The 23171-nt window shown below is 56.5% G+C and carries 20 protein-coding genes, 2 tRNA genes and 1 pseudogene; 15 read left to right on the top strand and 8 right to left on the bottom strand.

What is annotated here, in order from left to right; translation table 11 throughout:
• From BT173_RS18845 to BT173_RS18800, 11 genes are all read left to right on the top strand, one after another.
• Nucleotides 1-548: DUF2345 domain-containing protein (locus BT173_RS18845; RefSeq protein WP_139256239.1), on the top strand; the 548-nt coding region annotated here is incomplete at its 5' end.
• A 4-nt stretch (nucleotides 549-552) separates the two neighbouring features.
• Complete coding sequence (locus tag BT173_RS18840) at nucleotides 553-1488, top strand: DUF4123 domain-containing protein (protein WP_072430222.1); 936 nt, start codon at nucleotides 553-555, stop codon at nucleotides 1486-1488.
• Complete coding sequence (locus tag BT173_RS18835; protein ID WP_084658886.1) at nucleotides 1485-2021, top strand: DUF3304 domain-containing protein; 537 nt, start codon at nucleotides 1485-1487, stop codon at nucleotides 2019-2021. Before BT173_RS18840 ends, BT173_RS18835 begins: the two co-directional genes overlap by 4 nt.
• A gap of 2 nt (nucleotides 2022-2023) precedes the next feature.
• Nucleotides 2024-3409, top strand: a complete 1386-nt coding sequence (locus tag BT173_RS18830; RefSeq protein ID WP_072430220.1) for a T6SS phospholipase effector Tle1-like catalytic domain-containing protein — start codon at nucleotides 2024-2026, stop codon at nucleotides 3407-3409.
• 43 nt (nucleotides 3410-3452) lie between these two features.
• Nucleotides 3453-3818 carry a hypothetical protein gene (locus tag BT173_RS19505; RefSeq protein ID WP_139256238.1) on the top strand — a complete coding sequence of 122 codons (366 nt, stop codon included), beginning with the start codon at nucleotides 3453-3455 and terminating at the stop codon, nucleotides 3816-3818.
• Nucleotides 3818-5083 carry a lysozyme family protein gene (locus BT173_RS19500; RefSeq protein WP_139256237.1) on the top strand — a complete coding sequence of 422 codons (1266 nt, stop codon included), beginning with the start codon at nucleotides 3818-3820 and terminating at the stop codon, nucleotides 5081-5083. Before BT173_RS19505 ends, BT173_RS19500 begins: the two co-directional genes overlap by 1 nt.
• Complete coding sequence (locus tag BT173_RS18820; RefSeq protein ID WP_072430218.1) at nucleotides 5080-5712, top strand: hypothetical protein; 633 nt, start codon at nucleotides 5080-5082, stop codon at nucleotides 5710-5712. The genes BT173_RS19500 and BT173_RS18820 overlap by 4 nt, the downstream gene beginning before the upstream one ends.
• Nucleotides 5713-5965: 253 nt before the next feature.
• On the top strand, nucleotides 5966-7234 hold the full coding sequence (locus BT173_RS18815) for a type VI immunity family protein (RefSeq protein WP_072430217.1): 1269 nt from the start codon (nucleotides 5966-5968) through the stop codon (nucleotides 7232-7234).
• A gap of 43 nt (nucleotides 7235-7277) precedes the next feature.
• Entirely contained in the window at nucleotides 7278-7994 is a 717-nt protein-coding gene (locus tag BT173_RS18810; RefSeq protein WP_072430216.1) for an alpha/beta fold hydrolase, read from the top strand.
• Between the two features lie 265 nt (nucleotides 7995-8259).
• Nucleotides 8260-8538 carry a helix-turn-helix domain-containing protein gene (locus tag BT173_RS18805; RefSeq protein ID WP_072430215.1) on the top strand — a complete coding sequence of 93 codons (279 nt, stop codon included), beginning with the start codon at nucleotides 8260-8262 and terminating at the stop codon, nucleotides 8536-8538.
• Nucleotides 8539-8576: 38 nt separating this feature from the next.
• Nucleotides 8577-9881: a type II toxin-antitoxin system HipA family toxin gene (locus BT173_RS18800; RefSeq protein WP_308417597.1), complete on the top strand. Its 1305-nt coding sequence runs from the start codon at nucleotides 8577-8579 to the stop codon at nucleotides 9879-9881.
• Nucleotides 9882-10186: 305 nt separating this feature from the next.
• Here BT173_RS18800 and BT173_RS18795 read toward each other — a convergent pair whose 3' ends face one another.
• The 6 genes from BT173_RS18795 to BT173_RS18770 form a co-directional block, all read right to left on the bottom strand.
• The gene (locus tag BT173_RS18795; protein ID WP_072430213.1) at nucleotides 10187-12106 is read right to left on the bottom strand and encodes an N-6 DNA methylase; all 1920 of its coding nucleotides are present in this window, start codon (nucleotides 12104-12106) and stop codon (nucleotides 10187-10189) included.
• Between the two features lie 2 nt (nucleotides 12107-12108).
• Entirely contained in the window at nucleotides 12109-13248 is a 1140-nt protein-coding gene (locus BT173_RS18790) for a restriction endonuclease subunit S (protein ID WP_072430212.1), read from the bottom strand.
• Nucleotides 13245-15665 carry a DEAD/DEAH box helicase family protein gene (locus BT173_RS18785; RefSeq protein WP_072430211.1) on the bottom strand — a complete coding sequence of 807 codons (2421 nt, stop codon included), beginning with the start codon at nucleotides 15663-15665 and terminating at the stop codon, nucleotides 13245-13247. The genes BT173_RS18790 and BT173_RS18785 overlap by 4 nt, the downstream gene beginning before the upstream one ends.
• A gap of 174 nt (nucleotides 15666-15839) precedes the next feature.
• Nucleotides 15840-16403 carry a nuclease-related domain-containing protein gene (locus tag BT173_RS18780; protein WP_072430210.1) on the bottom strand — a complete coding sequence of 188 codons (564 nt, stop codon included), beginning with the start codon at nucleotides 16401-16403 and terminating at the stop codon, nucleotides 15840-15842.
• A 1056-nt stretch (nucleotides 16404-17459) separates the two neighbouring features.
• On the bottom strand, nucleotides 17460-18278 hold the full coding sequence (locus BT173_RS18775) for a plasmid recombination protein (RefSeq protein ID WP_072430209.1): 819 nt from the start codon (nucleotides 18276-18278) through the stop codon (nucleotides 17460-17462).
• Nucleotides 18275-18493: a helix-turn-helix transcriptional regulator gene (locus tag BT173_RS18770; protein WP_072430208.1), complete on the bottom strand. Its 219-nt coding sequence runs from the start codon at nucleotides 18491-18493 to the stop codon at nucleotides 18275-18277. Before BT173_RS18770 ends, BT173_RS18775 begins: the two co-directional genes overlap by 4 nt.
• Before the next feature lie 758 nt (nucleotides 18494-19251).
• On the opposite strand from BT173_RS18770, the gene BT173_RS18760 reads away from it, so the two are divergent.
• Complete coding sequence (locus BT173_RS18760; protein ID WP_072430206.1) at nucleotides 19252-19434, top strand: hypothetical protein; 183 nt, start codon at nucleotides 19252-19254, stop codon at nucleotides 19432-19434.
• Nucleotides 19435-19784: 350 nt separating this feature from the next.
• Here the strand turns inward: BT173_RS18760 and BT173_RS18755 are convergent.
• A tRNA-Ser gene (locus BT173_RS18755) sits at nucleotides 19785-19874 on the bottom strand.
• 125 nt (nucleotides 19875-19999) lie between these two features.
• Here BT173_RS18755 and mltF point away from each other — a divergent pair.
• Nucleotides 20000-21496: a membrane-bound lytic murein transglycosylase MltF gene (gene mltF, locus BT173_RS20090; protein WP_084658888.1), complete on the top strand. Its 1497-nt coding sequence runs from the start codon at nucleotides 20000-20002 to the stop codon at nucleotides 21494-21496.
• On the opposite strand, the gene BT173_RS18745 is transcribed toward mltF, so the two are convergent.
• Nucleotides 21456-21530: transfer RNA gene (locus BT173_RS18745), tRNA-Arg, on the bottom strand. The genes mltF and BT173_RS18745 overlap by 41 nt on opposite strands.
• A 183-nt stretch (nucleotides 21531-21713) precedes the next feature.
• Here BT173_RS18745 and BT173_RS18740 point away from each other — a divergent pair.
• Together BT173_RS18740 and BT173_RS18735 are read left to right on the top strand one after the other, a co-directional pair.
• Complete coding sequence (locus tag BT173_RS18740; RefSeq protein ID WP_072430205.1) at nucleotides 21714-22784, top strand: tyrosine-type recombinase/integrase; 1071 nt, start codon at nucleotides 21714-21716, stop codon at nucleotides 22782-22784.
• Nucleotides 22785-22894: 110 nt separating this feature from the next.
• Nucleotides 22895-23171, top strand: a pseudogene (locus tag BT173_RS18735) (transposase); the annotation flags it as partial.

Genomic DNA, 23171 nt, shown 5'->3' with positions numbered 1-23171 from the left:
CCGACCCGCTGCTGCTGCTCGCCGCGCGTGGCGGCATCCTTGCCGCCAGCCAGGACGCCTTCTTCCTGACCGGCGAAACCCAGAACTGGCTGGCCGGCGGCCACCTGAACCTGCTCACCGGCCATCAGCTGCGCCTGGATGCCAACCAGGCGATCAGCTTCACCGGCGGCCTGGCTGAAGGCGACAAGGACCAGGGCCAAGGCCTGAGCGCGATCACCGGCGAAGGCGACCTGCTGATCCAAGCCCACGCCGGCCCGATGAACCTGGCCGCGAAGGGCAAGTTGACGTTGGAATCGGCCAAGGCGGACACCACGCTGGCGGCAGCCAAGACGATCGTGATCCAGACGGCGGGCGGCGCGAGCATCACGCTGGATGGTGGGATCACGGTGGCGTGTCCGGGGACGATTACGGTGAAGGCGAGTAGGAAGAGCTTTGTGGGGGCGGCCAACATGACATTTCCGCTGCCTCGCTGGGCGGCCAGTGATCTTCGTTTACCCTGTGCACTGGCGGCATCTGCGCGTAGTGCTGCCTTCATCCCTTTGAGCTAGTCATATGGCCGAGTCTCTCAGCGTTTCTGTCAAAACAGCGGCCGAACTAGTCCATTGGCTTCAAACGAAGTCTGTCGAGGGCGGTAGCTCCATAGCGACCGCAAAACTCCGTCTATTTGTGCTGGTTGATTGCACCCAGGTGCCGAACTGGGCTGAGTTTGAACAAAAGCTCCATGAGCAAAATATCTCGAAGCTGCGCAAGCTCTACGATGATCTCGGCGGCCTGGAGATCGCCAAGACAGGCCCTTGGTTGCTTGAGGTGCCAGACAAGGAGACCGCATTACATTTTCTTGCACAGCAAGCGCTTGAGCATGAGGCATTCAGCTTCCTGCTGGGAGATTGCAGTCTTGCCGAGCTGGATGAGCATTTGCGGGCAATTCGCGAGGTTGCCATGCCCAATGGAAGCGCCGCGTTATTTCGATTTCACGATCCTCACGTTACGGGTGCGCTATGGCCAATACTGACGCCGGCTCAGCGCTTACGCATTATTGGGCCTGTGCGTCGGTGGGCCGTTCTCAGTCCTTGCGGTCTGATGCAAGAGATTGAAAGGCACAAGACTGCCGTATTAAACGGATCGCTCAAGTTCAGTCAGGCTATCGTGACTGCACTGGATAATGCTTTGTTTCCCTGGGCGGTTGCAGATCAGGTGCGTGAAATCGATTCAACCCTGTTGAGTGGGTTAACCGCATGTGCACGCTGGAAGCTAATTACAGAGCGCATCGCCAAGGCACAAGAACTCGGCCTGACAGTGCGTTCCGATCTTGCTTTGTACTGCGCATTGAGTCTGCAGCTACCCGCTAATTTTGAAGCTACCTCGCCATTCGCCAGTGCCCTGGAGCGTGCCCGCACAGGAAAAACCAGTTTTGGCCTGGCACTCGATCAAGTGAGTTCAGATGAGTGGCAGAAAGTAGATGAAATGAGCATTGGAGACAAACAATGAATTACCGTGGTGGGAATTCCCGAATTGAATCGGCCTTGTTTGCTTGGCTGCCTTTAATTGCATTCGCCTTACTTGTATGTGGCTGTAAGGCGGAACCGAGGATGGTGGGTGGAATGAGTGGAGTGGCATTCAACTATTCTCAAGAATCTTTTTCATTTGTAAAAGTAAATGGGGAAACTATTGCCACGGGACTTCGTAAGGCAAAAATTGGTGATGTCGAAGGAGGAGGTAGTATATGTTGTATCGCATTACCGTTAGGTGCTGAGACTGCAGAAGTGACCCTGATTCCCTCAAAAGGCGAACCATTTACCGTAATCGCTTCGGTGGAGAAATGGTGGCCAGACCTCGCGGGAAATGCAATCGTACATGTCCTTCCTGGGCGTAAGGTTGTTATTGCTGTCGGTTCTGTTAATATATTTCCTAGACAGGACTTGATGAATTCGAGAATCAACGAGCTGGGGCTAAAAAAAGAGCATGAGTATACCGGACCAATGAATACAGGCCCACTAGCTCGCGCTGATGGAGTGAAATAGCCATGTCAAATACCATCACGCCAAAAATAAAATCTGTCGAGAATATGGTGAAGCGTGCTCGCGCAAAAACCAATGACAAGAGTTTGCCAGCCTGCCCGACTTGTCATGTGAAACTCTGGATCAGCTTCTTTTTCGATGGAACTGGAAATCATAGGAGGCGCGATTTTCCTAATAAGCATTCAAATGTAGCAGCACTTTTTGATGCGCATTTGGAAGAACAGCAGAGTGGGATAATTCGTCACTATTACGAAGGGCTTGGGACTCCATTTGAATTTTCTGAAAGATACGAAAAGCGCCTAGTGGTCAGCGGGCGGCATATTCATGAAGTTGAGGATGTTGGTTATAAAGAAGAGGGGGAAAGCGGGCTGGGATTGGCATTTGCTGATGGCATCACGGAAAGATTGGAAAAAGCGACATTCGAATTCATGCGCGACATTGACGATTGGAAAGAACAGCGACGTGTCGATGAAATTAATCTTGCTGCCTTTGGTTTCTCTCGCGGTGCAACAGAAGCAAGAGCATTCATTCACTGGATTGCGGGCTGCAGCAAGGTTACCCGTGATGGCGCTCGACTGCGGTATAACGGCATCCCCCTAAATATCAAGTTTCTTGGTCTATTTGATACGGTCGAATCGGTAGGCATGGCGGCGGATAACAAGCTGCCAGAATTGATCAAGACGACAATTCCTTCATATGTGGAGAAGTGCAGCCATATCGTGGCCGCCCATGAATTACGTCATGCATTCCCATTAACCGTGGGTGATGGGAAAGCGCGCCACATTGTTTATCCTGGAGCGCATGCAGATATTGGCGGTGGTTATGACGCAGTCCAACAAGGCCGCCCGAACACACTGGCCCGAATAGCTTTACTACAAATGCTGGACGAGGCCCGTGGCGCTGGATTGAAAATGATGTCATTGGGCGAGCTTCAGGCATCAGATGATTGGAAAAAACTCTATAGTCCATCATTCAATGTGCCTGATACGGCCTTACGCACGCTGAATAATTACATGGCCGTTACCAAACCCTCCGGAACGATCCCTAGTCATTTCGAGGCACACACTAAGCAGTATTGGGCATGGATAGATTCCGGCATGGCCAAGGCAGACGTCGAAGCAAAGATTAAAACATCCACTAATGCAGAGGATTTGAAGGCACTACGTCGAATGGCATTTCTGCTGTCGATACTTGCAAGAACACCACGCGGTAAAGGCGCAAAAATTGAACCACCCGATCGCAAGATGATTTCACCTGCAGTAGGCGATATGTTCTCAACCTATGTGCATGATTCCTTCGAGCATTTCTCTGTTTCAGGAGGTACTTTGCAGACGGATATGACTAATGCGAACTACTATACGATTCGGCCTGTACTTAGCCCTACTGCTTGAGCGGCGCAGATAGTCCTATAGCTACACCTGCTACAGCCCGAAATTGCGCTTTGATAGCGTTGAAACGGAACCTTTGGCAGGCTCACCCGGTGCCGCAGAAGAAGACAAACCGCCGGTACCGCCCGTCCTGGATAAACAGGCTGTCTCGCCCACTGTGCCAAGCACGGCAACGGGAAGTCCGCCCAGAACTGAACCGGTCAAGCGCCCACCTGTTCCTGGTCGTACCAAGGAGGGCCTGCCACTAATCAAGTTTGTGGATGCCAATGTCGATTGGCTGAAACGCAAGGTGCTTCCTGTACTCAATATGTGGACCTGGGCCGATTTCTCCGCAGTGGCCGCGGCGGGTGTCGCGCACAAACTCGGCACCACAGCAGGAAAAAACCTGCGAAAGCCGTACAGGCTGGTGTAATGATTGGAAAAAAAAGCGCGGGCCTGCGCCTGAAAGATACGCAAAGCACGCCTGTCCAATCTGGTGAAAAGCTCGATGATGCCGGCCTTGTTAAGCTAAAGGCACTGATCGATTTCGCAGAAGCCCAAGTACTACTGGACTACAAAGCAACCTTCCCCAAGGCTAGAGGTTTAAGTGCCACGGTGCGCAGTGCATATACAGAGCAGGAAAGTCCAAAATTTGTCAGTAAGGAAGCGTCGGCGTTCAAAGGCAGGTGCTTGGCTTACGTAAAAATTGCGCTTTGGAAATCAGGCTATGCAAACAACATTACGGGCACGGAAAACGCCAAGGATAGTGGTCCTGACTGGGTGAAGTTTGGTTTTAAGGATGTGACGAATAGTCTGCCTCAGGTTGAGGTGGACTATGGAATTTGTTTTACTGCTGATGAGGCAAAACTGAAGAAGCAACACGCCAACCTCAAACAGAAAAAAATGGATGGCAGGATTTCGCCTGTAGAATATCTGGAAAGAGTATCGAAACTTCCCCCAGAGCCAGCAGGTCGGGGAATTACCCACGTTCAAGCAAACTTGATGTATACCCTGCCGGGTGACGTCATCGTTTACGAACAAGTAAAACCCACTGATACGTCTGCCGCCGGACATATTGATATACGCACTTATCATGGTTTCGTCAGCGATGCGGCTTGGGGAATTATGCCTGCGCTAGGCGGAACTGGCCGAGGTTCAAAGCGCTACCGAGTAACCGGGGTATATCGGAAATCAAGCGATACTTTGGCCTGGGCTAGAGTCCAGGCATTTTTACGTATTATCCGAGAACATGAAGCGAAGGGATTTAAAGATCCTTATCACGCTTTACGCTTTGATCCGAAAGAGCGCTCTAATCCATTTGTGACGTTCTCAAATTTTTCTGATCACCCGCATTCAATCAATAAAATTGACAAACCAGCAGGAGCATATCAAATAAAGCCTGATACATGGAAGCGTGTAACGGAACAGCTTACTGGTTGGTCGAAAGAATTTAGCCCAGAAGGACAAGATCGCGCCGCGTTGTTATTGTTGCAGATCAGGAACGAAACAAGGCCGGATGGAGCAATGTCTAAAACCGCACTCGGTTATATTTTGGAAGAGAAGATTGAGGATGCAGCAATTAAAACCAAATTACACAACGAGTGGGCATTTTTACCGGGAGGCGGGAAACAATCTCAAATCAATATGTCTGATCTCAAGTCAAAATTTGCTAAGTATGTGCAGGAGCATGCTAAATGAGAGAGTTGTTTTTATTGTGGATATTCATTTGGATGACGCCAGCCTTGGCAACTCAGCCTAGTGATGTAGATCGCACAGAGGCAGAGTCGATTGTACAGAAGTTCCAGCGTATTCCTCATAGATATTTTTTTTGCCTGAATGATGATTGGAGTGAGGGAGGAGGGGAGAAAGAGGCGCTTGAGGTTGAGCGCATTTTTTCGCCATTTTTCGAGAAAATGGTATTGGGTAATTTCCTTTGGTCGCAATGCAGTTCCAAGCGTGTACCGGAGGCTGGAAAAGGATATGGTTTCTATTACGACTTTAGATTTGGCCTGGAAGAGGCAAGTGTCAAGCGGGAATCTGATTTGCAAGCCAAGAATATTCGCGTGGGGAAATTAAAAAAATACTCAAATTATGGGGTTTTTTCGGTGCGCGTGGTATTTGATACGCCGCACAATAAAAACCTAGTAACTGACTACTATTTAAAGAAAAAAGAAGGGCGATGGGTCATTCATGAAATTGTGCCGCATGGCATTCCGGATGGCCCAGATGATAGCCGCATGTATCAAAGTGACGGTGTCCTCACGGAAATGCTCGATGCCTATATAGAGGCGGTCAGGAATAGCAAAGCTGCCGTGATGCACAAATAGTCGCTGGCTACCAACGCGGATAGTGCACGTCATAATGCGCGCCGCCGCCCCCGCGCGTGGCATGCAGTTCACCTCGCGCCCTGGCCACGCGGTCTGGGTCGGCTTATTCAATAGCGACATCGACCGCCCGCTGTTCATCGAAAGCCAGTAACTCGGTGTGGTCGAAGGCGCCATTGCGTATCACGGAGGGCTGCGTTGATTTTGCGCCTAAAAAGGAAGGGGCCAAGACTCCCGCACGTGAGCAAAAAAGACGATGAGCACAACCGAACAGTTTCTGAATCAACGCGATATCGACGGCTTTGTCAGCGATCTCAAAGAGTGGCCTAACTGCGCCTGGGGCGATGACGAGCAGTATTTGGGCGTTACACCGTACACGACGTTCTATTTCCACTTCCCGGAAGGGAAGCATATGGACGCCTCGCTGGCCATGGTCGACATCCATGAGGAATGGGAGGCTATCCTTGGCAAGCCTTACACCATCGCCACCCATCCTGATTCGGAGCGACCGCACCCGTACGGTTCCAAGCGTCTTCCTGACTTGCGTTTATTCGCTCAAGAGAAGCGCAAAGACGTCATGAAGAGCTCGTTCAATTTCAATTTCACCGACGAGAAAAATCACACATCCTCTCCAGCCACGGCGTCTTACTTCTGGCGTAACACAGTCTGGAGTCCGGATGAGCAAAAGTTTTCCTATATCCAGCTTTATTACCGCTGGAGCTGGTGGCTAGAGAATCAGAGCGTCTGGCGGGCGTTCGTCCTGCGCGTGACCGAGCGCTTGCGCGCAGTTCAGGTCTATAGCGGATTCTCCATGGCTCTACCGCTCGCATTCGGCAGCGACTACGAGATTGGCGCTTGGGAGCGGGTGCTGGCGGATCGTTTTTACGGCCTGGATATGGACCATCCCTTCTGGATGAAGCACGGCCTCAATCACGGCATTGCACAACCGCTATCTGGCGGCCTGCGCCCGACGACCTGGGGCACCTTTGTGGAGCAGCGCTGGGAAGCCAAGCTGGGCATGAGCCTGGATGAGCTGCAGGCCAAGCTACCCACCGGTGTGCGCTCGCACCGTCTTAGCCACGGTCTTTGGCTGGAGATTGGTGAGCAGCCCAGCTTGCTGGCGGTTGAAGACGGGATTCCGGCCGCGCATATCGCGCTTAATCAGCTGCTCAAGCCGATCCGCTACGAGAATTTGTCCATCAACAGCATGGGCGAATGGGATGGCGACCCCAATGAACGCTTCAACGACGATGACACCAAACGCTGGATACGCCGTTTCGACGTGGATGGCGACTGGCCGACCCCTGAAGTTCGTTTCTTGCAGACGCCACCTGCGCAAACCAGCGCAAGCGACAAGCAACTGCGCCTGTTGCCTGGCCACCCCGCCCCGCGCTCTGGCCATTGGTATACGCCGGCGCTGAAGGGTGAAGCCGGACTGTGCAGGCTACAGGAAGGTGAAGCGGCTCCTGCTACCACTGAGAGCGAGTGGGGGGCAGTGATCTGGTATTTGCTGGAAGCTAAGTGAGTTTGGCTAAACAAACACCCTGCTATGGCGTAATGGTCGGTATATGAAGCCAACCTTAGTACTGCTGCCTGGCATGGATGGAACAGGCGAACTATTCAGGCCACTGATTGCCGCTTTGGGTGATAGCGTTGATGTCATTCCCGTGCGTTACCCCGCAGCTGAATTGCTGGGCTACGCGGCCTTGATAGCGCGGGTTCGTTCTCTCTTACCTAAGCACAAGCCCTTTCTGCTCTTGGGCGAATCATTTTCTGGTCCGATTGCCGTGTCACTCGCAGCAGACAGCCCTCCTCAGCTCAAAGGACTGATCCTGTGCGCCAGTTTTGTGCGCAACCCCAGGCCTATGCTTGCAGGTGTACGGCAGCTGGTCGCACACATGCCGATGCCTCCTATCCCGAAGCAGGTGGTGGCGCCGCTACTACTCGGTGGGTTCTCGACACCTGAGCTCCGTCTGGCGCTAAACAGTGCTATCGCACAATTACCACCAGCAACACTCCGTGAGCGCCTTTCTGCCGTACTGTCGGTGGATGCAACCGAGCAGCTCACCCAAGTCAAGGTTCCTTGTCTTTACCTGCGGGCAATGCATGATCGATTAGTCACTAAGGCCGCAGCAGAGCTGATCTTACGCATCAAGCCTGATACGGTACGCATGGACATACCTGGCCCACATTGCTTGCTACAAGCCATGCCCCACTTAGCTGCAGCTGAAATCTCGCGTTTCATAGCGTTTGCATTGGCACCAGCGAACCACCAATTAGGTTGATAAAAGCCAAGGTTGGGAAGCGACGGTTAGCGATGCAGTGAAGGCTGCGCTCCGGCGTGGGGACTTGCTGCAGAAGCGACATCAGTTGATGGCGGATTGGTCGGCCCAGTGTCGCTGAACAGGGTGCGGCTATCTTTCTTTCAAGGAAACACCCTAAAGGCTGTTCATGGGAATAACAACTCAAAGGTTGTTATTGCAAAAACACCCTAATGGCTGTAAATAAAAGAAAGCATGACGCTTGTACCAATCAACGCCAGGGTCCGAGATGGATTACCAGATCAACACGCTCAGCCAGCTTAAAGCCACCCTTGTCGCAGCCAGGAAGCGTCTGCAGCTGCGTCAGATTGATGTGGCCGAGCGCATGGGCATCACCCAGCAATCTTATGCCAAGCTGGAAGCCAACCCGGCGTCAGCCAGCCTAGAGCGCTTGTATAGCGTGCTGCAAATTCTGCAGGTCGATCTGGTCTTGCGCATCGCCAGCGAGGGCGGCCCTTCCACGCCCACCGAATCGACCAGCGCCGCCACGAAGCAAGAGGCGTGGTAACCATGGCCAGGTCCGCACTACGCAGCTTGGCAATCTGGATGAATGGCGAACGCGTTGGCCAGTGGCAGCACCTGCGAGGAAAGGACGTGCTGACCTACGACGCAAGCTGGCTTAACCATGCGCAAGGAAGGCCTCTATCGCTCAGCCTACCCTTTCTGCCTGGCAATGCACCGCATAGCGGCCCGCTGGTCACCAGCTACTTCGACAACCTGCTACCCGACAGCGAGGCCATACGGCGCCGTATTGCTACCCGCTATCAAACTTCAGGCCTGGAACCGTTTGCCCTGCTGTCTGCCATCGGCCGTGACTGCGTCGGTGCCATCCAACTGCTACCAGAAGGCGAACAGCCGGACGACATCTACCAAATCCGTGGCGAAGCACTGCAGGAGGCGGATATCGCGCACATCCTGCGCGAAACCATCACCGGCAGCCCTTGGCCTGCCAAGGCTGGGGCTAGCGATGCCTTGCGCTTGTCCATTGCCGGCGCGCAAGAAAAAACCGCGCTGCTATGGCATCAGGGAAGTTGGCAACGCCCCTTGGGCAGCACGCCCACCACCCATATCTTCAAGCTACCCATGGGGCTGGTCGGCGGCATGCAGGCCGATATGCGCACATCGGTGGAAAATGAATGGTTGTGCTCAAAGCTCATCGCCGCATTTGGCTTGGCCATTGCCGACTGTGATATTGCTAGTTTTGAGGACCAGAAAGCACTGATTGTCCGCCGCTTCGACCGTCGCCCAGCTTCCGATGGCCGCTGGCTAGTACGTCTGCCACAAGAAGATATGTGCCAAGCGACCGGCACACCGCCCCACTTGAAATACCAAAGCGATGGCGGCCCAGGCATCAGCGACATCATGGGCTTGCTAGCCAAGAGCGCAACTGCCAGCGAAGATCGTGCGGCCTTCTTCAAAGCCCAAATACTGTTCTGGCTGCTGGCCGCGACCGACGGACATGCCAAGAACTTCAGCATTACCCACCAGCCCCAAAATCAGTTCCGCGCCACCCCGCTTTACGACGTGCTATCAGCGCATCCCATCATCGGCAGCGGCAAAAACCAGTTAGCGCGGCAGGATGCCGCACTTGCGATGGCGGTGCGCGGATCTAGCAACTACTACAAGCTGGATCGCATTCAACGACGCCACTGGATCAAGCACGCCAACGCCTGCGGCTTGAGCAAAGCAGAGGCCGAACACATAGTGCAGGACCTCCTAGACACCACCCCAAAGGTGCTCGACCAGCTTGCGGCGCAGCTACCCGCCAGCTTCCCGGCCGACCTGGCCGACGCCATCCTGAGCGGTGTGCGCCGCCAGCGAGACCGGCTGGCGGCCATGCCTGGTGCTTAGTCAGCGCTTGAACGCCCCACAGGTCATTCGTTCACCTATGCACTTCGTTCACGATACGTGAACGGCATCACAACATTCGCCACGGCCGGGACTCCTGTAGTACTCACTGATCAAGCGCCTCCATCCCTCCAAGCCTCTCATTGCCAACCCCGCATTACCCCGGACCTGCGTCCGACTCTGTGGGTTGATACAGATATAAGGCGCTGCGTGCACCCCACATCCTTGGCACCACAATTGCTGGCAATGACAGATTTCTCACCACCTATTTGCGGAAGCACGCGAGCAACTTGGGGGGCGATGCATTCCTAAGCCTCAGATGAGGCCATCAGCTGATTCAATCGGATGAGCGCATCCGCAACGACGCGCCCTTGCTCCGCGATGTTCTGGATAATTTGACCCGGTGTGCGCTCATCCACCACCGCGACAGCGTTGGGATTGACCGCCTTCAGGTCAAACACCGCCGCATCGATAGCGGCAGCCTCAGCTTCGAGGTCGCGCGCCGCTTTTTCCTTCTCGCGGATGTCAGCCTCCAAGGCCTCAATCTCGCTTTCGTCAGCCTTGTCTTTCTTCAGTTGCTTGAGGCGTTCTTTCAGGTCGACGACTGCTGCTTTGATCTCAGCAGCCTTGTCCAGCAGCGGTTGCATCTCCTCGCGCGCCTTGGCACGGCGAGCGGCGAAGTCAATCGTCCAGGAATACCGGCTTGCGCCTTCGGCTTGGCCGTGGTGTTGCAGCATGCGGGCGTAACTGGGGAAAAGACTGCCTGCGTTTTCTTCATCGCTCTGCCAGTCTGCCATGAGGATGGCGGGCAGCGCATCATCAGCCAGCATTTCGCCATCCTTGCCAAAGCCGAAGTGCGCCAACGTCAGCGGCGTTTTCTTGCCCACCTTCACCCATGACAGGTCGTAGTACCAGATGTGTTCGGTTTTCTTGCCCTTGGTGAAGAACAGCAAATTGGTCTTCACACCCGCGCCTGCGGTGGAGAAAACACCCCCTGGCAAACTGACGATGGCCCAGAGATCGCATTCATCGGTGAGCTTGCGCTTGGTTTCGACGAAGGCGCTCTCGTTGGTGCGGAACAGCAAGCCCTCATCCAGCACGATGGCACAAGTTCCTCCCGGCGCCAGTTCGGACAGGATGTCCTGCACAAACAGCACTTGGGTGGAACCTGTTTCAAACGCGAAGTTCTTCTGCGCATCGCGTCCCTCTTTACCGCCAAACGGCGGATTAGTCAGGATCACATCGAACTGCGCGGGTGCGTGCTGGAACAATTCGGCGTAGGTGGCGCGGCGCGTTAGCGAATTGCCATGCCACAGATTAGGCTGATCGATGCCATGCAGCACCAGATTGGCCAGCGCAATTGGGAATACCAGGTTCTCTTTCTCGCGACCGAAAAACGTATCGTGTTTGAGTTTCTCAATGTCGGTCGATGCGGGGGTCTTGCCCAGCTTGCGCTCGATGTGCTCATAGGCCACGGCCAAGAAGCCGCCCGTGCCACAGCAAGGGTCGTACACCGTTTTGCCCAGTGATGGATTCACGGTATGCACCATGGCGCGTATCACCTCGCGCGGGGTGAAAAACTGCCCACCGTCGGAGTTCTTCTCTCCCATCTTCAACAGCAAATCTTCATACACTTGCGACAGCGTGAAGAAGTGCTGGTCGTCGATGTGGTCGATGCTGATTTCGTGCACACGGTCGAGAATGTCGCGCAGGTTGGCCTCGTCATCCACACGCACCCGCTCAACTGCCGTCATGATGCGGCCGATGATGCGTTGCTTGGCAGTTGCCCAACTGTGCGGCAAGCCGGTTTGCGGGTTCATGTCCAAGCTGTGCAGGTGTGGCAGCAAATCTTTATTGATGAAATCAAACAGCCGGCCATCGCCAGCAGCAAACAGTTCCTGCCGCTTCCAGCCTTGCAGTTTGCCCTCCGGGGTGTGGGGATGCTCGGGCTTGTCGGACCACGGTGCGGCCCAATCCTGCCAGCGATAAGGGCTACGCAGGGCCGGCACAAAATCCGCGCCCAGCACCTCAGCCTGTTCTGCCGCGCGCGCTTCCTGTGCATCTAGAATGCGCAGGAACAAAATCCAGGTCAGTTCCGGCACGTATTGCAAGGCGCTCGTGCAGTTGGAGCGGCGCATCACATCGCAGATGCTTTTTACGAAGGCCGAGAGCGATTGGGTGGACGCAATGGCCTTGGGGGCCTTTTCGGTTTTTTTGGGGCGGGCCATGTTCAGTTCTCGAAGGCTAGTGCCAGGATGCGCTGCGGGAGGGCATCCAGATCGCGCAGTTGTTGTTCCAGCGCGGCGCGCAGGGCATCGGCTTCGGCCAGTTGTTGTTTTAGATGGGCGACGATGCGGCGTTGGTCGTCAATGTCAGGAGCGCACAGATGGAACGATCCCAGTTGCGGCATGTAGATTGTTTTGTGTGTCGCGCCCGTGGCGATTTCACGCAAATCCTTGCGTGAACAAATCAGCGCGTGCATTAAGAATTCCGGCTCTAGGTCATGGCCACACACCCAGTTCGCGAAGTCCTGACTGGTCGACATCGGCCTGGCCATGATGCAGACGAAACCGACCGACGCAGTGCGCGAGTAGCACACCGTGCCGCGCGGCAGGATGCGTGCAGACGAATTCGCGATACCTTCGGCATTGGTTCGCAATTGAGTGCTCTCGACCCAACTGCCATCCAGTGCCCGAATCTCTGTTAGTGAAATCCACGAGACCTCGCCGCCCCACCAATCGGGACGATGGCGGCTTGGTGTATGGCCACTTTCCAGCTGGGCAATGTCGGTCAGTTTGTGCCATCTCCAGCCATCTGGCGCATCCTCGAAATGTGGTGGCACTGCGACTGGAACAACAGAATGGAATGCCTCGCGATAGATCGCGGTACGCAACGCATCAGCATCCCGCAACTGCACCTGCGCCGCCTGCCGCGCGGTTTTCACTTCGGCCAGTTGGGCTTTCAGCCGGGCGGCGATTTGGCGTTGTTCTTCAATCGTTTCTGGTAACCAGATTTCCTGCTGATATGCATCCTCTCGATTCAAACCAGGAACGCCACTTGCCTTATTCAAATCAGCCAAGTTCAGATATTTGAGACTATAGGCAAGCCAATCCAAGTCGCAGTCTGAACACGTTTTGTCGATGAAATAGGTTGTGTCAATCGGCCAGCAGGCATCGCTGGAGATGTGCACTTCACCAATCGATCCTTTGCGGCCAATAACTATGGTTTTGCCCTGAGTGAAACTGGCGGTGTGACTACCAACAGGACCATTAGACCCATAGACGGGAAACTGGCCTGGATCACGCGTTTTTTCTGGCAGGCTCTTGCCATATTCAAAGCGACAAATGTCACCGACTTCGACTAGCTTCATACCCCAAACAACCTCATCTTCGCGTCCTGCATCACCTGCGTGGGCGCGCCCAAAACACGCAGCGCGTTAATCCCGCCCGCCAGTTTGATTTCCGGTACATCCCACAGGGCGCTGCTTTCCAGTGCCTCGGTGCCATCCAGCGCAAACTGATGGCCCAAGCCCTTGAGCACGATGGCCGATTTGGCGTCCATATCTGCAAACCACGCGGCATTGGTGTTTAGGTACTCCGTGCCGCGCTGTGGCCGGGTCAGCGCACGGGCGTGGTACCCGTGTTTGCCGAAAAAGTCATAGAGGTCGAAGTCGTTCATCTGTTCGGCATCGCGGATCACCTCGGGGCTGAGGTGGTCGCCCAGTAGGTGGTCGATAAGCTGGCGACGCTTTTTCGCTTCCACCCACAGGGCGCGGAAGTCATCCAGGTTTTGAGCCTCCGCGAGCACGCGAGTGATGACCTCACGCCGATATTCATCCACCGGTATCGGCGTGGCCACACCACCCCGGTTAACGAGAATGAAACGGCCCTGGCCGTTGACGACCACCTTTTGCCCACCCATGACCGGCACCACCGGGCCTTCGTCATTGCCGTCGTCGTCATCATCGCCGCCGGCTTCGCCACCACCGCCGCCACCGCCAGAGCGGGGCGGGTTGGTGATGAAGTCCACGCCGAACAGGTCGGTCACACCGGTGTAGTCGTAGAGCCAGAATTTGTACTTCTGCGTCTCTTCGTGGATGCGGGTGCCGCGCCCGACCATCTGGTAGAACCTGATAGCTGATTGCAGGTAGCGGAAGAACACCACACTGTTCAGGCGTTCGATGTCCACGCCGGCTTCGAGCAGATCCACCGTGCAAGCAATGAAGGCGCGCTCGCCACTGCCCCGCATGATTTCGATCTTGTCCGAGCCAGCGCTGCCTGTGCACTTGAATGCGTAGTCATCCTTGCGAGGCTTGTTGTTCTCTTTGCACCAGCGGGCGTAGAGGTTATTCATCTGCATGGCCACGCGGTCAGCGTGAAGGTCGCGGGTGCAGAAGATGATGACCTTTTGTTCGGGCCCGCCGTTGTCGCACAAGAGCTGGAACAGGTCCTCACACATCTTGGGCGTGCGCAGGTCGATGAACAGTTCGTCGTCGAAATCCTTGCCGGTGTATTCGGCTTTGGTCAGGTCTTCCTCGGTCAGCGGTTTACCGGTTTTGATGTCCCGTACACCGGCTTTGAGAATTTCCTCGCGGGTGAAAACACGGGCGTCGACGTTGGCCTTGCGCTTGATGATTTCGCAGGCGGCGAGATAGCCATCTTCTTGCGCCTGCGCCAGCGTGTATTCGTACACCGGCTCGCCAAAGTATTCGACGTTGTGCGCGGTGATGGCATCGTCCGCTGCGATGGCGGTCTCCATGTCCTTGGATTTCTTTTCGTGCTTGGGCGGCTTCAGCTTACGCGGCGTGGCCGTCAGGCCGATGTGGATCGCATTGGGATTACGCGTCAGCACTTGCGACCATTTACCCCAAGCCGAACGGTGGCATTCGTCGATGATGATGACGCTGAAGGCATCTTCGCCGTAATGATCGGTGAGGAAACTACCGTTACCGTCTTCGTCGATACCGAGTGTGTGATAGGTGGCGATGTGAATGCGCGCATTTGCGGCGGCGTTCTGGCCGCGCACGGTTTCCACGATGCGGGCATTGCCGCCAAACGCGGCCTTGAGCTTGGTGTAAGCCTGCTCGCGCAGTTCGTCGCGGTCACACAGAAACAGCGCGGGCTTGGGCAACAGCCCCGCCTGTGCCATGCGCCACAGCAGGTTGGTGGCAATGATAGTTTTGCCTGCGCCGGTAGCTAGCGTGAGTAGCACCCGCGCCGCATTGCCGGCCTGCCGTTCGAGGATGATTTTCTCGAAGGCGGCGCGGATAGCAGCGTCTTGGTAGTAGCGAGAGGCTGACCAAGCTGGGCTGTCGGCCTGAAACAGCAGGGCAGCTTCAGGCGAATTCAGATTGATGCCCTTGTCCTTGGCGTAGCGCGTGCACAGGTCGGTGTGTGGCGGGAAATCTTCTAGTGGATGCGGGCCAGTCTGGATGCCACTGGGCTTGTCGTAGTCCCCATAAAGATGACCATTGCTGGCAAACACATACTGCACATCAAAGCGCGTGCAGTCCGCGTAACCTTTGGCTTGCTCCATACCTTTGAGCGGGTCGGCATCCGAACGCTTGGCTTCCAACACTGCGACAGGTAGCGGCTTGGGCATGTCACCGACCTGTACGCACAGCAAGTAATCGGTTCGGCCGCTGCGCTTGCTGCGACGACCCTTCGGTCCGGTGGGCTCCACAGGGGCTGGCGTTTCCAAGCGGATGCGCTGCGGGTCGTCATAACCTTTCTTCCGCAACACCGGATCAATGAGATGGAAGCGTGTTTCTTCTTCGTTGAATGCCATGATTGCTTCCTAATTTGGTACTTGCTGTACTCACCGTTAGCCCAAGCACACACTCAGCGTCCAACTAGAGGCGAATTGGATTTCGTCCAGCAAATTCTGCGGCGAAAGGACTGCGCCGAGCGTATATGGCAGCACTTGAAAGATGTCAAGAGTCGAAAATGCGAGATGCAATCCTCACGCCGCTAGCCGTGTACATGCCAGCTGCGCTTTCTGCGCAAAATCCGAATCCTTGCTCGTGGTCAACCACAGCCGATTCATCGCCCGTGTCATGCCTACATACAGCACGCGCGCCTGTTCGTTGGGGTCGTGGCTGGCGTTATTGGCCAGCACCAGGCCATGGCCATAGGGCATGACCAGCTTGCCGGTATAGCGGCTATCCGGCGCTTGCAGCAGCAAGGGGTCGCGTTTGAGCAGGTCGATGGTGACGTTGATGAAGTCGCGCGCCTTGAGCAGCGGATTCACGTCTTTGACGATCTGGCCGTTGAACTCGGCCTCGATGGTGATCGGGTCAATACCGCGGATGCTTCCAATCTTCCAGTCCTTCACCTCCAGCGCCAGCAAACCGCGCTGCGGGTTCAGTACCAGGAAGTCAGGCCGCCGACGTTTCACGCCCACGGTCACGTCGTACCAGCACAGGTAGTCGTCTTCCAGCAGCTTTTCCAGGCGATAAGCAAAACGCTTCTCGCCCGAGGTCATCCGCCCCAGGCAGCTATTCAGGCTGGGTATGAGGGTGGCCATCTTCCTTCTCCCTGCAATCGCTAGCGGCTCATCTCACTGTGCGCGATGCTGACTCAGCCTCGCACATAGCGGCGTACCGTTTTTCATCTGTCCGTTCAATGCGAACGGGTCCGAGCGTATCGCAATTCGGTGATAGAGCCTACCGGCCGCGGCAACTCTCCCAATTGTCATAGTCTGCGACGCAGATTTACCTATTCACACGGCGATGTGGATTGGCTAGCGGGTGAGCCAGTGCAGGTTCAAAGGAGGATGGGGCGGCATAGCCAACTCACCCGTCCCGAGGCACAGGTTTGTACGGTCCTTACGTTGTCACTTTTCGGGAATGTATACCTGCCGCACGAAGGGAAATGCAGGCCTCAAAGGGCAAGCCCTATTTCATAACAAGGGCTTACCTTAGAGTTTGGTAGGCTTGCTAAACGTCATTCCAAGGCCAAGCCCTGCACAGCAATGCGGCAGGGAATGTTACGTTTTGTTACGGTCAGGGCCGTTTACTCGGCAGCGGTTTCGGCGCTGCACACTCGCACCAGAGCGGATTTGCCGTCACCGGTTGATCCGTATCCGGTTCAACCGCTCCCGATACCACTACCGTTGCAAAGGGGCGACGCCCCTTCGCGACCCACGGGCCGCTACCCCTGCGCCCGCCTTGCGGGCTAACGCGCAAACCCATGTCTCTCATCCTGGTGCTTCATCTCCCTAGGCATGGCGCTGATCACCCCGACAGGTGCAATCAGAGTAGCGAGCGCGGCTGCCAGCTCCCTGACAACCGCGCTCCGCTCACCAAAGCGGAATTGCCGTCGCCGGTTGATCCGTGTCCGGTTCAACCGCACCCGATATCGCCACCGTTGCAAAGGGGCGGCGCCCCTTCGCGGCCCACGGGCCGCTACCCCTACGCCCGCCTTGCGGGCTAACGCACAAAACCATGCCTCTCATCTTGGTGCTTCACCTCCTTAGGCATGGCGCTGATCACCCCGACAGGGGCATCTTGCAGGGGCGCATCAGGGTGGCCCGCGCAGCTGCCAGCTCCCTGCCAAACAAGCGCTAACACCAGCCCACTCCCTACACAGCGTTAGGCGCTTGTCGACACCGCCGCGAGCGTGGCCTGTTTTTCGGCTTCGGCTCGGGGTTCACTGGTCGCGTCATGATCTGCACAAAGCGGCTTGGTGGCTTGCGCTGCTGCTTTGGCGCATCCAGGCCTAAGCAGACCAGTAGCGGCGCAACCTTGGGCGCTATCGCGGCCGTCAGCAGTGATCGCGCAGTCGGTTCCGCCATGCGTTCCGGATGCGCCGCCAAGGCGTCCACCACACGCTCCGCTGCCTCCTCCCGCTGCATCGGCGTCAGCTGGGCCTGCTGGCGAGGCTGGCGAAAGCCAAAGCGCCGGCTGACCTGCAGGAAATACTGCTGCTGCATGCTACGCAGGCGGGTACGGTCACCTATCAGCGCGCTACCGCACAGCTTGCCCTCCTTCACCGGAACCAGCAGCACATGCAGATGGGGCTGCGACTCATCCAGATGCAGCACCGCCGACAGGATCGGCACCCCAAACCACGCCTCCAGAAAGGCCAGGCTGTCCTCGGCAAATCGTGTCAGATCAAAATCCGCCCGAAGATCACCAGGCAGCGAGATCAGCACCTCCAAGAAGCGCAGGTGATGCTTCTGCGGCTTGGCCACTGATTGCTCGCGCCGTAATGCGCGCTCCAGCGCCATCACCTCGCTGGCAACGGCTGGCCCGCGCAGTACCTGGTTGAGGTGAGAACGGGTCGGGTCGATATGGCGCCGGCCGGGACGGTCGGCCGGAATCTCACGCAGATTGTGCCGCACAGCCGCGAGCATCTTGCGCACCTTGATGCCGTCGATGGCGAGATAGACCGGCTTCATACTGCACCGCCTTCCAGGCCGAGGAAGCGGCGGATATCTGCCACCCGCCAACGCGTGCAGCGGGTGGACAAGCGCACAGGTTGCGGAAAGCTGGCCTCCAGCTTGGCGCGGCGCCAGATGGTGGACACACCCGTACCCAGCAGGGCGGCGAAGGTTTGCACACTGACCAAGGCGGTATCGGGCAGGTGGTCGAACTGTTGCAGGCTATTGCGCATCACGTCGTCTCGGGTTGTTGAAAACGACGCACATTCAATACAGCCCCAACCCCTCGAAATAGCACCCCAAAACTCCGGAAATCATTTTGTCCGTGATTCGCGAAGATCGATCTGGGCCGCAGCAGGGGGCGCGACGCATTTCATCCCCATTTAGGCAGGGGGAAAGCAGCTGGCGAACTGCCGAGGGATATCGGTCAGATACAGGGCTTCGATAGTGTCCCAGTAGGCCTTGCGCGCCGAGCAGGGCCTGCCACCCGGCCAGGTGTAACCCGCCAGAGCTAAGGTCGGCCTGGGCGGCAAATAGCCGAGGAGAGGCGGTGCAGCAGGCTTCGATACGGGTCAGGAGGCCAATCAGATCCTGCTTGCAGCCTGGCATGCAGGCCGTGTTCCAGGACTGCGGATCCACGGCCCTCAGCCCGGCCATCAGGGCGACCACCCGTTCCACACTTTTGTGGCGTGAGCGGGGGGCGTCCCACTCTCTTCTCAAGGGTCTGCGCTGTCGCTGTCGCTGCGGTAGGTGCTGGTACGGCGCCGTGCAACCCACTCACGTCGAGCCCCGTGCTCAGTTGCGCCACCGCATCGACAAACAAACGGTTGAGCTTGAAATGAGCCCCCAGAAGCGGCGCCAGTTGCTGGAACCAATGCAACCACCCCTGTGGGGTATCGACCTCACGTCCCGCTTGCTGAGCCCGATGTCTTAGCAGGTCTGCTTGTGCGAGCAGGAGGCTGGGTTGGGCATAGGCGGGTAGACCGCCACCATGCGCCCAAAACACCGGATGCAAGCCGCAGGCGAGATAGCACGCACTGTCTCGATCCAAGGTACCTGGCTGGAGCCAGTCCGCAAAGACGATGCCATTAGGCAGGCCATGTCGGATGTGCAGGAACAGGTTCTCCAACTGCGCTTCGGTCAGCTCATCGGCATCCGCATCGACTTCTGCTGAAGACTTATCGGCCCCGTACGTGGCGGAGCCGGGACAAGGATCCCGCAGCAGAGGGCCGAGGGTCAGATAGGACGCAGTGGTTTCGTGTGACATGGCATTCCTTTGCAGATCAAGAAATGCCATTGTGTGTGCGGTGGTCTCAGGCTGCACTGACGCGCGGAATGGCCGGCCTGGTCGGCGTGTTGCACCATGTCGTCTCAGTACAGCCTAATGCGTACTCGGCTTGCCTGGCCAAGCCTGGCGGCGATTCGAATGTCGCCTAGCGCGACGCAAAACATGGGTAGAAACGTGGGTAGAGAAATTAGAAAAACAAAAAAGCCCTGAATAATCAGGGCTTTAATGGGGTCGAGTGGCGGAGAGGGTGGGATTCGAACCCACGGATACGTTGCCGCATCGCCTGATTTCGAGTCAGGTACATTCGACCACTCTGCCACCTCTCCGTCTCGAAGGCGCGCATTGTGTCCATGTCGCGCGCACTTGTCAATCAAACTTCATTCGATGGTTTCGACGAGGGCTCGTGGCACAATCATGCCAAGTTCATAAGTTCGACCGGGGATTCCTGCGCATGTGGAAAGGCTTGATGTGTTTTGCACTGCTCGGCCTGAGCGCCTGCATGCCGGAGCGCGCTGCGCCGACGGCCAAGGCGGTTCCCTTGCTGGCGGAATCCGGCGAACTGGTGGTACTGATCCGCAATGGCAGCAGCAGCTTCTATATCGATGCCGAGGGTAAGTACGCCGGCCTCGATTACGATCTGGTGACGCGTTTTGCGCATGAACTGGGGGTGAAAGTACGCTTCGTGGTGGCACCGCGTCTGGGTGGCATGCCCGAGCGACTCAGTCAGCAGGAGGCGCATCTGGGGGTGGGCATGACCCGTCAGCCCAGCAAGCAGATCACCTTCGGCCCAGCTTACCTTGCGCTGCAGCCGGTGCTGGTTTACCGCAGTGCAGAACGCAAGCCACGCAGCCTTGACGATCTGGGCGAGGGCGTCCTGATGGTTTCCAGCCTGTTCGCTGCCAGCATGAAGGCGCAACAGGCGCAGCACCCCCACTTGCGCTGGCATGAAGCCGAACACCTGGATGCCGAGGAGCTGATCGAAAAGGTGGAAAGCGGGCTGATCGATTATGCGATCGTCAATGCGCATGGGGCGGCCATGGCACAGAACTTTCATCCTGGAGTAGAGATGGCGTTCAAGGTCGGCCAACCGCAGCCCTTCGCTTGGGCCTGGCCCGACAATGCCCCGTCCGGCTTTACCGAACAGGTCACACAGTTCTTTGCTCGTATCGAGAAAGACGGCACGCTGGCGCGCCTGCTCGACCGCTATTTCGGGCATAGCAAGCGCCTGCAGCCGATAGACGCCACCACTTTTCTCAGTCGCCGAGTCAGCGTGCTACCACGCTTTCGCGACCTATTCATCGAGGCCGAAGCACGCCACGGCATTGATTGGCGCCTCTTGGCCGCGCTCTCCTATCAGGAATCCCACTGGGATCCGTTCGCCACCAGCTCCTTCGGGGTACGCGGCTTGATGATGCTGACCAATGACACGGCGGACCGGCTCGGCGTGAGCGACCGGCTAGACCCCGAGCAGAGCATCATGGGCGGGGCGAAATATATAGGCCTGCTCAAGGACAGCCTGCCGGCACGCATCACCGAACCCGACCGTACCTGGATTGCCCTGGCCGGCTACAACATCGGCATGGCGCATCTGGAAGACGCCCGTATTCTGGCCGCGCGGCAGAAAAAGAACCCCGATAGCTGGACAGATCTGAAGACCGTCATCCCGCTACTACGCAATTACGAATACTTCAGTACGGTAAAATACGGATTCGCGCGCGGCGGAGAGACGGTAATTTTCGTCGAGAATGTACGCAGCTATTACGACATACTGGTGCGCTTCGAGGCAGCGGTGAAACCGATGTTCCCGCCCTTTAACGAACAGGTGAAGGTCAGCAATCCAGAGAATGTGCCCTTGGGCATCGATGCCAAGGTCAAGGCGGCGCAGAATGGTGCCCAGCGGGCTGAACTGGCGCCCCCGCCGGGAATCGAACCCAGAACTGCCCCTTAGGAGGGGGCCGTTATATCCATTTAACTACAGGGGCGGCGCAATCAGCTTAAGTGGTTGATTTTCAGTTGCCACAAGGGTTTCGTGGCTATTTCTGGTGCTTTGCCCCTAGCTGATTTCGGGGTATTTTGGCTTATTTTGAGGTATTTCGTAAGCCTAGGTGCTACGCTGTAGCACCCTGCAACACCGGAAAAGTGCTACAAGTAGCACCCCCTGAAAAGTGGCGACGATTATACCCATCGAGAGTGGCGACGGTTCAAAAAAATGGCGCGCCACAGTCCGTAAGAAGCGCAACGGCAAGCTGATTCTGAATCGGTCCAAAACGTTCAGCTCCAAGAAGCTAGCCGAGCAGTGGGCTACCAAGCTCGAGGCTCAGCTGCAGGACGACGAGGGGATTTCGGCGGTGCTTGCGCAGGCCAGCTTATCCGGCCAAACCTTGGCAGACGTCATTCACAAGCACGTCGCCTACTTCCACCAGCTCAAGCCCTTCGGCGAAACCAAGCGGTACACCTATAAAGTGCTGGCCGAGGCCGACTTTGCTCAGAAGCCACTACACCAGCTGACTAGCGCCGACATACTGGCCTGGTTCACCGATCGGCGCGTTCGGCTTAAATCCACGCCAGCCACCCTACTCCAGTATTTCGGCAATCTGCGCCAGGTGCTACAGCTGGCCAAGCCAACCTTTGGCGTATCACTTTCCGTAGCACTCATTGACGATATCCGGCCCACGCTGAAGGCTGGCAACATGATCGGCCAGGGTGTTGAACGTGATCGGCGCCTAAAGCCCGGTGAGTACCGGACCCTTCTGGCTTGGTTTCGAAAGTACGACGCAACTCGAGCCAAGCACCTCAAGATGGCAGATTTGTTCCGCTTCTTGGTGCGCATGCCTTTGCGACTTGGCGAAGCGTGCCGCATTAGCTGGTCTGAGCTAGATACGAAGAAACGCACCGCAATGATTCGTGATCGTAAGGACCCAAAAAACAAGCTAGGGAATGATCAACTGGTGCCGATTCTTGGTCGCGCCTGGCGCATCATTCAAGATCTGCCGCGATCGTCTGATGAGGACCGCATCTTTCCTTACCGTGAAGAGTCGGTCTCGATCTTGTTTGCAAAAGCCTGCGAGGCCTGCGGCATAGAAAACCTACACCTTCACGACCTACGGCACGAAGCCACGAGCAGGCTGTTTGAACGTGGCTATGCCGTACAAGAAGTAGCACTGGTGACCGGCCATAAGTCGTGGGACATGCTTAGGCGCTACACGCAGATTAGGCCGGAAAGCCTACACAGATAGCGAATCAATATGGACTGCCCCGGGTCTGGTAGACATCCGCAGCTTATGATTGGACTGCCCCGGGTCTGGTAGACATCCGCAGCTTATGATTTGAGCATAGGAGGATGTCCATGAGCAGTCAGCGTTATTCACCCGAATTTAAGGAAGAAGCCGTCAAGCAAGTGACCGAGCGCGGCTATGGGGTCGCCGAAGTTGCGGCTCGACTTGGCGTTTCCGGACACAGCCTGTACAAGTGGATTCGGGCGGTAACGCCCGACAATAGCGAGAAACAAGCAGCGGACCTGATTGAGGCCAAATCAGAAATCCTGCGCTTGCGCGCCCAGTTGCGCCGTACGGAAGAAGAGCGCGACATCCTAAAAAAAGCCGCGCGGTACTTTGCCAGGGAGT

The organism is Chitinimonas taiwanensis DSM 18899 (assembly GCF_900119825.1).
Lineage (GTDB): Bacteria > Pseudomonadota > Gammaproteobacteria > Burkholderiales > Chitinimonadaceae > Chitinimonas > Chitinimonas taiwanensis.
This window is presented reverse-complemented; position numbering and strand designations above follow the sequence as displayed.